Below are 12,248 nucleotides of genomic sequence, written 5' to 3' on the forward strand. Positions count from 1 at the left end.
GGCCCTGCCTATTGCAGGGCCGAGATCGCCAGGAACATACCGCCCGACAAGACCGCCGTGGCCGGAACCGTCACCCCCCAGGCGGCGACGACGGTCATGAAATGCGACCGGCGCACCAGCTTGCGGCGGCGACGCTCTTCGGGGCCAAGCCGCTTGGCGCCGGGCTTGGTCAGGTTCGCCCTGCGCAGGCGCCGTTCGGCATGCCATTCGCGGAAGAAGCCGACGCCGAACACGCCCCCCACCGCGATATGGGTCGAGCTGACCGGCAGCCCCAGCCAGGAGGCGACGATCACCGTCATCGCCGCGGACAGCGCCACGCAATAGGCCCGCATCGGGTTCAGCTTGGTGATCTGGCTGCCGACCATGCGGATGAGCTTGGGCCCGAACAGCACCAGCCCGAACGAGATGCCGAAAGCGCCGATCACCATGACCCAGACCGGGATCGCCACCTTGCCCGCGATCTCTCCGGCCTGCTGGGCATGGACGATGGCCGCCAGCGGCCCGACCGCATTGGCCACGTCATTGGCGCCATGGGCAAAGGACAGAAGCCCGGCCGAAATCACCAGCGGCGCCGCGAACAGAAGCTTGAGCGAGCGGTTGCGGTTTTCCAGCCCGCGCGACTGGCGCCGGATCAGCGGCACCGCGCCCAGCCCCGAGGCGATGCCGACGACAACACCGATCGCCACGGCATGGCCGATGGTGACATCGAAAAGATGCTTGAGCCCCTTCAGCGCCAGATAGGTGGCGAAGGTGGCCGCCATCACCCCGATCAGCACCGGCACCCAGGTCCGGGCCGCCGCGATCTTGTCGTCGCGATAGATCACCCGCCACTTGATGAAGGCCAGCATGCCCGCCGCGATCACCCCGCCCAGAACCGGCGAGATCACCCAGCTCAGGGCGATGGCGCCCATGGTCGACCAGTTGACCGCGGCAATCCCCACCGCCGCCACACCGGCCCCCAGAACGCCGCCCACAACCGAATGGGTGGTCGAGACCGGGGCCCCGATCCAGGTGGCGATGTTGACCCAGACCGCAGCCGCCAGCAGCGCGGCCATCATCGCCCAGGTGAAGGTGGCGGAATCGGCCACGCTTTCGGGTGCGATGATGCCTTTCGAGATGGTCGAGACCACATCGCCGCCCGCGATCAGCGCGCCCGCGCTTTCGCAGATCGCCGCGATGGCAATGGCGCCCGCCATCGACAGCGCATTGGCCCCCACCGCCGGCCCCATGTTGTTCGCGACATCGTTGGCGCCGATATTCAGCGCCATGTAGGCACCGAAGGCCGCGGCGGCCACCACGAACAGCATGCCCGGCGTGTTTCCGGTCACCAGCGCCGCGCCCAGCGCCGCGATGACGATGAAAGCCAGCGAGACCCCGACGCCCAGCAGCGGCCGCGACACGGTCTGCGCGGCGATTTCGACCCGCGACAGGCGCTTGAGGTCCTTGTCCAGTGTCTTCCACTGGCGGTCCTTGTAGGTCTCTGACAAGGGAAGCCTTTCCTTGCTCGGCCATCCTTTAGCGGGCAGTTTCCCGAAGGCCCGCGCCCCAGCATGGCTGGTCGCGGAGCGGCTCCCGCGGACGGTCTGTCCCGGGCGGGTGAATGTCACCGAAACGGCGCATTCACAACCCCTGCCGCGACAGCGGGGCAAGTCTTTTGCATGGCAATCCGGCCAAAGACCGGCCTTGCTGCGGCAGTTCCGCGACGGATGACGCTTTCCTGTTGCACTCCAGCCCCAAGATCACGTCTATGTTGCAAAATGGCCGGGCGCCGCCCGGCAGGGCTGTCGCCGCCTGGCTAAGGGTCGGGACCGACCCGTGCAGGTCGTCCCCGGACAGCATCGCGGCGCGGGGACGCGTCCGCATCTCCGGGCATGGGAAGGCGCAGATATGGGACTGGACGCAGATTTGGCGATCGAACGACAGCACCCGCTCGGCAGCCAGATCGCGGCCCTGCCCCTGCGCCTCGACAGGAACGGCCGTCTGGGCGTCCTGATGGTCACCTCGCGCGGAACCGGGCGCTGGGTCGTGCCCAAGGGCTGGACGATGGAGGGCCACTCGCCCTGGGGAGCGGCCGGGATCGAGGCGCTGGAGGAGGCCGGGGCCGAGGGCCGGGTCGCCAGCCACAGCATCGGCAGCTACGAATACGACAAGCGGCTCGACGACGGCACCGTGCTGCGCTGCCGGGTCGAGGTGTTTCCGATGCTGGTCTGCAAGCTCCGGCGCAACTGGAAGGAACGCGACGAGCGGATCCGCCGCTGGTTCACGCCCAAGGCCGCGGCACAGCGCGTCGACGAACCCGAACTGGCCGCGCTGCTCAGGGGGCTGTCGCAGAAGCCCGAAAAGCTGCCCGTGATCCGCGACCTGCTCGGCTCGGACTGATCCGCTCCGGTCCGCCCGGCCCATGCGCAAGGTGATGCGCCGGGCGGCATTCCTGCCCGGAAAACCGGCAAAGGCGCGCGGCGCGGGCCCGGCCTGCAGCTTGCGGTTGACCCGACGCGCCCCGGTGCGGAGGCTTCGGGAAGGAGCCCCGCGATGACAGCAGATGACGCCTATGCAGGATTGATGGCCGCCGCCGCCCGCAGCGGCCAGGACGCCGCAGACCTTCATGCCGTGGCCTCGATCCTCGCGCTGGCCCTGTCCGAAGCGGCGTCGCCCGAGGAGCTGCCCGCGCATTGCGGGTTGGACGCCGGGGCACTGACCGAACTCGTCGGCACCCTCTTCCCCGCCGCACCGCCCGAATTTCGTCGCGGCAGGGGCGCGGCGCCGCGCGGCGTCGAGGAGGACTCGGTACGGACACTTCTTCTGACCCATTCCGGTGGAACCGCGCTGGCCCGGCCGCTGGCCGCGATGATCGCGCGGCGCGCGATGGAGCCCGACCATCTCTGGCAGGATCTGGGCCTGCGGAACCGGCACGAGCTTTCGGCGATGCTGACCCGGCATTTCGGCCCGCTTGCGGCGAAGAACACCGCCAACATGAAGTGGAAGCGGTTCTTCTACCGGCTGATCTGCGAAGACGAGGGCTTCGTGCTCTGCGCGACGCCGGTCTGCACCGACTGCGCCGATTTCGACATGTGCTTCGGCGAGGAAAGCGGCGAGGCGCGGCTGGCCCGCGCGGGCCGGGCCGCGGCCCCCGCCCCCGCTCAGGTCTTGAAGATGCGGTAGATCGCCGGGATCACCAGCACCGTCAGCATGGTCGAGGAGGCCAGACCGAACAAAAGCGACAGCGCCAGCCCCTGAAAGATCGGGTCCGCCAGGATCACCGCCGCCCCGATCATCGCCGCCAGCGCCGTCAGCAGGATCGGCTTGACCCGCGTCGCCCCGGCCTCGACCAGCGTCTCGACCGTGATCCGGCCCTCGGGATCGGCATGGCGGATGAAATCGACCAGCAGGATCGAGTTCCGCACGATGATCCCCGCCAGCGCGATGAAGCCGATCATCGAGGTCGCGGTGAAGGGCGCATGGAACAGCCAGTGCCCCAGCATGATGCCCAGGAAGGTCAGCGGCACCGGCGTCAGCACCACCAGCGGCAGCCGGAACGACCCGAACTGCGCCACGACGAGGATGTAGATCCCGACCAGCGCCACCCCGAAGGCCGCGCCCATGTCGCGGAAGGTGACCCAGGTCACCTCCCATTCGCCGTCCCACAGGAGGACCGGCTTGTCCTCCGACAACGGCTGGCCATGCAAACGGATCTCGGGCGCGCTCAGGCCCAGCGCCTGCCAGTCGACCCGGTCAAGCCGGTCCCCGACCGCCAGCATGCCGTAAAGCGGTGCCTCGAAATCGCCGGCCAGATCGGCCTGGACCATCTCGGCATAGCGCCCGTTATGGCGGAAGACCGGGAACGAGGCCTGCTCCTCGGTCAGCCGCACCACATCGCCCAGTTCGACCACGCCGCGCCCGCCGGGCAGCACATTGGCCGGAACCGGCGTCGCCAGCGCCCGTTCGTCAAGCACACGGTCGGCCTTGTCGCGCGCGACCACGATCGGGATCGGCGCCCGGCCCGCACCACGATGCGAATAGCCGACCGTGGTGGCGCCGTTCAGCATCCTGAGCGTGTCCAGCGCATCGTCCTCGGCGACATCGAAGAAGGCCAGATCGGACGGATCGGTCTCGGCCCGGATGCGGCGGGCGCGGGTGCCGAAGCTGTCATCGACATCGACGATGAAGGGCGTGTCCTCGAAGGCCTGCCGGACCCGGGCCGCAACCGCCCGGCGGGTATCGCCATCGGGGCCGTAGATCTCGGCCAGCAGCGTCGCCATGACGGGCGGCCCGGGCGGCGGCTCGACCACTTTCAGCACCGTGCCCGCGGGCAGCTCGAGCCCCCCTAGCCGCTGACGCAGATCAAGCGCGATGGCATGGCTGGTGCGGTCGCGGGCATCCTTGGGCGAGAGGTTGACCTGCACATCGCCCTGTTCGGGACTTTCGCGCAGGAAATAGTGCCGGACGAGCCCGTTGAAGTTGAAGGGCGCGGCGGTGCCCGCATGGGTCTGGGCCGAGACCGCCTCGGGCATGGCCAGCGCCACCCTTGCGGCCGCCTGCGCCACCGCATCGGTCGCCTCGACCGAGGCGCCCTCGGGCAGATCGATGACGATGGCCAGTTCCGACTTGTTGTCGAAGGGCAGCAGCTTGACGGTCACATCCTTGGTGTAAAGCGCGGCCATCGAGCCGAAGGAGACCGTTGCCACCCCCAGCAGGAAAACGAGACTGATCCATTTGCGCGACAGGATCGGCCGCACGATATGGGCGTAAAGCCGCCCCAGCCGCCCGCCCGGATGGCCCGCCCCCGCGCCCCCGGCATGCAGAGGCGCCCGGCCCGCGATCTTCAGCATCAGCCAGGGGGTGATCGTCACCGCGACGAAGAAGGAAAAGATCATCGCGGCCGAGGCATTGGCCGGGATCGGGCTCATGTACGGCCCCATCATCCCCGACACGAACAGCATCGGCAAAAGCGCCACGACCACGGTCAGGGTGGCGACGATGGTCGGGTTGCCGACCTCGGCCACGGCCTCGACCGCCGCCCGCACCCGGCTGTCGCCCGGTTTCACCATCCCCCAGTGCCGGGCGATGTTCTCGATCACCACGATGGCGTCATCGACCAGAATGCCGATGGAAAAGATCAGCGCGAACAGCGACACCCGGTTCAGCGTGTAACCCATGGCATGGGCGGCAAAGAGCGTCAGCAGGATCGTCACCGGAATGACGATGGCCACAACCAGCGCCTCGCGCCAGCCGATGGCAAAAAGCACCAGCGCCACGATCGAGACCGTCGCCAGCCCCAGATGGAACAGCAACTCGTTGGCCTTTTCCGAGGCGGTATGGCCGTAATTCCGCGTGACCTCGACCGCGACCGTATCCGGAATGAGCCCGCCCTTCATCTCCTCAAGCCGCTGCAGGACCTGTTCGCCCACCACCACGGCATTGGCGCCCGCGCGCTTGGCCAGCGCCAGCGTGACCGCGGGGCGGCGGAGGATCTCGCCCTCGGGGCCGCGGGCGAGGCTCGCCACGTGACGCTCGTCAAGATCCGAGACGAAGCCGATCTCGGCCAGGTCGCGCAGATAGACGGTGCGGCCGTCGCGCGCGGTCAGCTCCAGATTGCCGATCTCGGCCGGGGTTGCCAGCGTCCGGCCCAGCACCAGTCCGACCTGCTGGCCTGCATCGCGCACCAGCCCCGCCGGGGTGGCGGCATTGGCACCCGCGACCTTCTGCGACAGCTCTTGCAGGGTGATCCCGTAAAGCGCCAGCTTCTGCGGATCGGGGGCGACGCGCAGCGCCTCTTCGGTCTCGCCGACCAGATAGGTCAGCCCGACATCGTCGATCCGGACCAGCTCGGTCTCGGCCTCGCGGGCGATCCGGGTCAGATCGGCCGCGGTTACCGCGCTCTGGCCAAAGACCGGGGTGAAGGTCAGCGTCACGATCGCCACGTCATTGATGCCGCGCCCGACCACCAGCGGTTCGGGAATGCCGACCGGGATGCGGTCCATATTGGCCAGGATCTTGTCGCGCACGCGCAAGATCGCGGTGTCCTGGCTCAGCCCCACCCTGAACCGCGCGGTCACCATCGCCCGGTCGTCGCGGGTCTCGGAATAGACATGCTCGACCTCGTCGATGCCCTTGACGATGGTCTCGAGCGGCTCGGTCACCAGCTTGACCGCATCGACGGCCCGGAGCCCGTCGGCCCGGACATGGATATCGACCAGCGGCACCGAGATCTGCGGCTCTTCCTCGCGCGGCAGGGCGATCAGCGCGATCAGGCCCAGCGCCAGCGCCGCCAAAAGCAGAAGCGGTGTCAGCGGCGAGCGGATGAACCCCTTGGTCAGGTATCCGGCAAGGCCGAGGCGGCGGGCGGCGGGGCGGGTCTCGTCACTCATCGGGGCTCACCACGCGGTCGCCGGGTTCCAGCCCGGTCAGGATCTCGACCCGGTCGCGGCCGTCATGGCGCAGCCGTTCGCCCGGCACCACCACGCGCTCGACCGGGCCATCGGGCCCTGCCACCGCGACGAAATCGAGCCCGCCCCGATGCGTCACCGCGCCCGGCGGCACCAGCAGGGCCTGCCGCGTGCCGACCGGCAGCCGGACCGGCACCCGGCGCCCGACGAAACGGCCGTCGAGCCCCTCGACCTCGACATCGGCCAGCACCCGGCCGCCTTCGATCTGCGGATAGATCTTGACCAGCCGCCCGCTCTGGCCGTCGAGCCCGGTGCTGTCGCCCGCGGCGATCCGGTCGCCCGGGCGCAGCGTCAGCGCATGCCGTTCGGGGATCGCGAGCCTGAGGAACAGCCCGCCGCCGCCGATCTCGGCCACGGTGTCGCCCGCGACCAGAACCGAACCGGGCGAGATCGGCACCGACAGCACCAGCCCGCTGCCGGGCGACAGCACCGCCCCCTCGGCGACCTGCTCTTCGATCACCCGGCGCCGGGCGGCGGTACTGTCGATCTGGCCCTCGAGCTCGGCCACCTGGGTCGTGAGTTGATCCAGCCGCTGCTGGGTGACGACGCCCCGCTCGCGCAGCGCCCTGCCCCGGTCGAGATCGCGCCGCGCGGTGTCGAGCTGGGCGGTGAGCGCCTTCAGCGTCGCGTCGAGCGCGCGCATCTGAAAGCTCAGCTTGTCATCCTCGATCCGCGCGATTTCCTGTCCGGCCTCGACCGGATCGCCCTCGGTCACCTTCAGCTCGACCACCGTGCCGCCGATCCGGCTGCGCGCGGGCACCCGGTTGCGGGTCTCGACCTCGCCATAAACCGGCTTCCATTCAGTGATCGTCACCGGCGCCAGCACCGTTTCGGCCGCTTCCGCGGGCAGGGCTGCCAGCAGCGCAAAGATCAAAGCGAGTCGTCGGCCCATCGCCGTATCTCCTGTCAGGCAACGTCTTCCCCCGGAGCGCCCGGCCACGGGATAACGAATGCAATTTGTTGAATGTTTGGGGCGGATTGCCCGGCTTTGCAAGGCCCATCGCCTTCGCAGATCTCCCCGCGCCACCTGAAAAGGCCGGAGAAGACCAGCCTTTCTGAAAGGATGACCGGAATCGCTGCGAAAACGGCACCGACGGAGGGCTCGGGCTGCGGCATCGCGTCCCCGGCTGCCGGCTGCCGGAATCCTGCCGGAAACGGACCAGAGGCGGGCGGCGATCCGCCTAGAACGGCTCCGGCAAGCTTGTTCGCTTTCGCCCTCCCGCCTATCCTCAAGACGTCCCGGATGGCCGGAGACGGCAGACCCGACGCCCACCGCATTGCCGCCAAGCCGACAGAATTGAACAGTCGTCCTTCAGCCGGGAGGGCAGTCGCCCGGCTCTCGGTCCAGCCTTGTTACCCTGATGATTTCGACGTTTTGTAACATGCCAGAGTCCAGCGTTTCCGTACCCAAGGCAGATCCCGCCGAGAGGCTGACCGAGTTCGCGCTCGAAGCGCTTCTGGCCTCGCCCGAAGGGTGGCGATCCTTCGCGCGCGACAGCGTCTTCGACTGTCCCGACGCGCCCCCGCTGGCGCTGATCTTCGCCCTCGTCAATGCCTCGGCCCAGATCGAGGCGATCTTCTCCGAAGGCAGCCCGGCCCGGACCGCGGCGCAGAACGGGTTCCGGCTGGCGGGGCTGCTCTCGGCCGATCTTTACGCCATGCAGAGCCTCGGCCTGCCGCATGCCCGCGCCGCCGATTTCTCGGATTACTGGCACAGTTCCGATCCCTACTTCCTCACCCTCTGAGCGCGCTTGAACCCCCCACCCCCGGCATGTCACCAAGGGCAGGAGAGATCCGCAGGGAGCGCGCGCATGACCCGCAGCGAGGACAAGACACCGGCCACGACACCGGCCCGGCCCGCAAGCCCCGCGCTGCCGCGGCTGGCGCATGCCCGCAATGGCGGCCTGCCGCTCGATACCGGCTGGATCGCCTCGACCCGGGTGAACCGCCCGGCGGCCGAGCGCCATGCCGCCGGTCTTGCCGCGCGCAGGCCCGCCGATCCCGCGACCGAGGCCGCCTGGCTGTTGCGCGCGGTCGGGCTGATCGACCTCACGACGCTGTCGGGCGATGACACGCCGGGCCGGGTGCGTCAGCTCTGCGCCAAGGCCAGGGCCCCGCTTCGGGCCGATCTAAGGACGGCGCTGGGGGCCGGGCCGGTGACGACGGCGGCGGTCTGCGTCTATCACGAGATGATCGCCCCCGCGCTGGCCGCGCTCGAGGGCTCGGGGCTGCCGGTCGCGGCGGTCTCGACCGGCTTTCCCGCCGGTCTTTCGCCCTTTTCCACCCGGCTGGCCGAGATCGAGGCCAGCGTCGCGGCGGGGGCTTCGGAAATCGACATCGTGATCTCGCGCCGCCATGTGCTCCTGGGCGACTGGCAGGCGCTATATGACGAGGTCGCGGCCTTTCGCGCCGCCTGCGGACCCGCCCATATGAAGGCGATCCTCGCCACCGGCGAGCTGGGCACGCTGACCAATGTCGCCCGCGCCAGTCTGGTGGCGATGATGGCCGGGGCCGATTTCATCAAGACCTCGACTGGCAAGGAGCCGGTAAATGCGACCCTGCCGGTCGGGCTGACCATGTGCCGGATGATCCGCGCCTATCGCGAGGCGACCGGCGTCGATGTGGGCTTCAAGCCCGCGGGCGGGATCTCGACGGCGCCGGATGCGCTCGACTGGCTGGGGCTGGTGGGCGAGGAGCTGGGACCGCGCTGGCAGGAACCGGTTCTCTTCCGCTTCGGCGCCTCCTCGCTTCTGGGCGCGATCGAGCGGCGGCTGGACGAGATCGCCTTCGGGGCGGGCAGCACGCCGCGCCGCCATGCGACGGGCTAGCGCGATGGCACCGAACGCCCTCGACCGCGGCCCGGGCCGCGCCCCCGATGCCGAGGCCCGCGCCTGGATCGGCCAGCACGACGGCGCTTTCGGGCCCTGGATCGCCGGGTCGCTCCGCCCCGGCGCGGATGCCACCGCGATCTGCTCTCCGGCGAGCGGCGCCGAGCTTGCCCGTCTGGCCGATGCGAGCCCCGCCGATCTCGCCGACGCCCGTGCTGCGGCGGCCACCGCCCAGCCGCTCTGGGCCGCGCTGCCGGGCGTCGAACGGGCGCGAAAGCTGTACGACTGGGCCGCGGAAATCGCGGCGCGGGAGACCTGCCTGACCCAGCTTCTGGCGCTGGAGACCGGACGGCCGGTCCGCGCCTGCCGCCGCGGGCTGAGCGCGGGTCTCGACGCATTGCGACAGGCAGCCGGCAGCCTTCTGGCGGGCGCCGCCGACCGGCCCGGACATGTGCCTCTCGGGGTCGTCGCGCCCGGCCCGTCATTCGGCCTTTCACTGGGCCGGATCGCCCCGGCGCTGGCGGCGGGAAATGCGGTGATCCTTGCACCCGGCCCGGCCGATGGGAAACTGGCCATGCTTTGCCTGGCCGAAGCCGCCGGAACGGCCGGGCTGCCCGCCGGGCTCTTGGCCGTGCTCTCTGGCGCCGCGGGGGCGCTGTCCGACCTGGCCCAGCCTCCCGTTGCAACGCTGCGCGGGCCCTGCCTGCATCTGGTGCTGGAAGATGCCGATCTCGATGCCGCGGCTGACGGCATCGCGGGCATGCTGGGCGATCCGCCGCCCGGGACCGCCGGTCACTGGCTCTTGGTGCAGGAATCGGTCGCCGAGCGGGTTCATGCCCGCCTTGCCGGACGCATGGCCCGGCTGATCATCGGCGACCCGCTCGATCCGGCCACGGATCTGGGGCCGCTGTCCGGACCCGCACTTCGCGACCGGCTGACCGCCGCGCTGGCCGAGACCCGCGGCGTCACGATCCAGCCCCTGCCGCGCCTGCCCGACCGCGGCGCCTTCATGGCCCCGGCCCTGATCACCGGCCTCGCCCCGGCCATGCCCGAGATGGAAACCGGCCTGCCCGGCCCGGTGCTCTTGTCAATGACCTTCCGGCCCCCGGCCGAGGCGATCCGGCTGGCCAATGCCATCCCGCCTGCCCCGGCCACCAGTCTCTGGAGCGAAACGCTGAGCACCGCGCTCGACCTCGCAACCACGCTCGAGGCCGGAACGGTCTGCGTCAATGGCACCGATCTCGACCCTGCCCCGGATCCGCCGGAGCTGTGGCAAAGGCCCGCGGGCCTTGCCCCGGCCCGAGCTGTGGCCCGCCCCGTGGCCGCCGCAGCGGTCCCCTCGGCCGCGCTGACGGCAGCCCGCCGCGCGCAATCCGGCTGGGCCGGGCGCAGCACCACCGAGCGGGCGGCGATCCTGATCCATGCCGCCACCCGTCTCGCGGAAAGCGCCGAGGCCGCGGCCGCCCGCTTGGCCAGCGCTGCCGGAGCAGCCGCCACCGCCTCGGCCGCCTGGGCCGAAACGCCGGGCCGCGCCACCCTGACCCGGCACCGACCGCTTGGCGTGATCGCAGTGCTTTGCCCGGAGATTTGCCGCCAGGCCGCGCCGATGCTGACAATGGCCTCGATCCTCGGACCGGTTCTGGCGGCGGGCAATGGCGCGCTGCTATACCCCGGCGCGGGCGCCAATGCCGAGGCAGAGGCGCTGATTGCCGCGCTCGAAGCGGCCGGGATGCCGAAGGGGCTGGTGGGGATCGTTTCGGGGCCGCGCGCGGCGCTGGCCTGCGCGCTTGCGGCCCGGGTCGATCTCGACGCGCTCTGGTGCTTTGGCGCCGGGGATCTGCCGGAAGACCTGCCCGCACGGGCGGCCGCGACCGGCAAGGCGCTCTGGCTTTCAGAAGACGGCGCCTCCGAAACCTGGACCGGACCCGGAGGCACAAGCGATCTGTTCCGGATTGCCGCCGGACGGCGTCAGACCCTCCGGCTGAGCTGGGGCGCCTGAGCCGCCCAGGCCCCGGCGCCCGATCCCGAAGCTCAGCGCGAGAACACCCGGCGCCAGAACCCTTCGGCGCGGTCGCCCACCGAGTCGAACTGCTCGCCCATCTCGTCCAGCATCGGCTCGATCCGGTCTTCCTTGAACCGGGCCAAAAGCTGCCAGATCCAGATCACCAGCGCGGCCAGCGCGCCGAGGAAGAGGATGTTGAACCACGGGATGGGGCTGTCATCCGGGCTGCCCACCGGCCGAAGCTCGACCGCGTTCGGATAGATCGACAGGTATTCGTTGCGCCAGCCGTAATGGGTCACGACCACCCATTCCGGATTTTCCTTGTCCGAGATCATGTCGCTCGCCTTGGCCTGAAGGTTCGAGCTGTCGAACTTGAAATAGGGCGGCCAGCCCCAGCTGGTATCCTCGTTGCGGAAGACGATGGGCTTGCCGTCGCGGTTGAACGTCTCGATGAAATTGACGAAGCGGGTATTGTCGCCTTCGCTGTTCCCGGCGCCGTTGCTGGCGAAGAAGATCCGGTTCTCGCCGAAGTTGATCTGACGTTCCTTGGTCGCGGTGATCCGCACCACGTCATGCTGGGGCAGCGTGTAGTGCAGGAAGCCCGCGATCACCAGGATGACGATCGTAACGATGGTCCATTTGACATATGCCATTCGAGCCTCACAAGTAATTCGTGATATAGATGATCGTGCCGACGACGATGGCCGGCACGACGTAGATCCCGAGGATCAGCTTGCGCCGGAGCGAGCGGTCATATTGCCTCAACCCCTCGTCGACATAAGCCTGGCGGTCGCCGATGCGGACCTCCTCGTCCCATTCCCGTCCGAGTTTGCCACGCCTGACCGCACGGGAATAGAGCGACACGGCGACATAGATCACCGTGAGGATCACGAACCCCGCGAGAGCGAAACGCAGGAATGCGAACATGGTTCCCTCCACCCGGGCAGGCCGCGCCCTTGCCGGGGCAATATA

Annotated in this window: 10 protein-coding genes; 5 read left to right on the forward strand and 5 right to left on the reverse strand. The window is 69.6% G+C overall.

Annotation, left to right across the window (positions count from 1 at the left end; all coding sequences use genetic code 11):
* Window positions 1-8: 8 nt before the first annotated feature.
* Window positions 9-1,487 carry an inorganic phosphate transporter gene (locus A6W98_RS00330; RefSeq protein ID WP_042456382.1) on the reverse strand — a complete coding sequence of 493 codons (1,479 nt, stop codon included), beginning with the start codon at window positions 1,485-1,487 and terminating at the stop codon, window positions 9-11.
* A 400-nt stretch (window positions 1,488-1,887) separates the two neighbouring features.
* On the opposite strand from A6W98_RS00330, the gene A6W98_RS00335 reads away from it, so the two are divergent.
* Together A6W98_RS00335 and A6W98_RS00340 are read left to right on the forward strand one after the other, a co-directional pair.
* On the forward strand, window positions 1,888-2,379 hold the full coding sequence (locus tag A6W98_RS00335) for an NUDIX hydrolase (protein WP_042456385.1): 492 nt from the start codon (window positions 1,888-1,890) through the stop codon (window positions 2,377-2,379).
* Window positions 2,380-2,532: 153 nt separating this feature from the next.
* Entirely contained in the window at window positions 2,533-3,162 is a 630-nt protein-coding gene (locus tag A6W98_RS00340; protein WP_042456387.1) for a nitrogen fixation protein NifQ, read from the forward strand.
* Here the strand turns inward: A6W98_RS00340 and A6W98_RS00345 are convergent.
* Window positions 3,141-6,368 carry an efflux RND transporter permease subunit gene (locus A6W98_RS00345; RefSeq protein WP_042456391.1) on the reverse strand — a complete coding sequence of 1,076 codons (3,228 nt, stop codon included), beginning with the start codon at window positions 6,366-6,368 and terminating at the stop codon, window positions 3,141-3,143. The two genes, A6W98_RS00340 and A6W98_RS00345, sit on opposite strands and share 22 nt — an antisense overlap.
* Complete coding sequence (locus A6W98_RS00350; RefSeq protein WP_042456393.1) at window positions 6,361-7,338, reverse strand: efflux RND transporter periplasmic adaptor subunit; 978 nt, start codon at window positions 7,336-7,338, stop codon at window positions 6,361-6,363. Before A6W98_RS00350 ends, A6W98_RS00345 begins: the two co-directional genes overlap by 8 nt.
* A gap of 490 nt (window positions 7,339-7,828) precedes the next feature.
* On the opposite strand from A6W98_RS00350, the gene A6W98_RS00355 reads away from it, so the two are divergent.
* The 3 genes from A6W98_RS00355 to A6W98_RS00365 all read left to right on the forward strand — a co-directional run bounded on the left by A6W98_RS00355 (window position 7,829) and on the right by A6W98_RS00365 (window position 11,273).
* Window positions 7,829-8,191: a hypothetical protein gene (locus A6W98_RS00355; RefSeq protein WP_042456395.1), complete on the forward strand. Its 363-nt coding sequence runs from the start codon at window positions 7,829-7,831 to the stop codon at window positions 8,189-8,191.
* 66 nt (window positions 8,192-8,257) lie between these two features.
* Entirely contained in the window at window positions 8,258-9,274 is a 1,017-nt protein-coding gene (deoC, locus tag A6W98_RS00360; protein ID WP_042456398.1) for a deoxyribose-phosphate aldolase, read from the forward strand.
* Window positions 9,275-9,278: 4 nt separating this feature from the next.
* Window positions 9,279-11,273 carry an aldehyde dehydrogenase family protein gene (locus A6W98_RS00365; protein WP_042456402.1) on the forward strand — a complete coding sequence of 665 codons (1,995 nt, stop codon included), beginning with the start codon at window positions 9,279-9,281 and terminating at the stop codon, window positions 11,271-11,273.
* A 32-nt stretch (window positions 11,274-11,305) separates the two neighbouring features.
* Here A6W98_RS00365 and A6W98_RS00370 read toward each other — a convergent pair whose 3' ends face one another.
* Entirely contained in the window at window positions 11,306-11,929 is a 624-nt protein-coding gene (locus A6W98_RS00370) for a DUF1523 family protein (RefSeq protein WP_042456405.1), read from the reverse strand.
* A 7-nt stretch (window positions 11,930-11,936) separates the two neighbouring features.
* Window positions 11,937-12,203, reverse strand: a complete 267-nt coding sequence (locus A6W98_RS00375) for a hypothetical protein (protein ID WP_042456408.1) — start codon at window positions 12,201-12,203, stop codon at window positions 11,937-11,939.
* Between the last annotated feature and the right edge of the window lie 45 nt (window positions 12,204-12,248).

The organism is Rhodovulum sulfidophilum DSM 1374 (assembly GCF_001633165.1).
GTDB classification, from domain to species: domain Bacteria; phylum Pseudomonadota; class Alphaproteobacteria; order Rhodobacterales; family Rhodobacteraceae; genus Rhodovulum; species Rhodovulum sulfidophilum.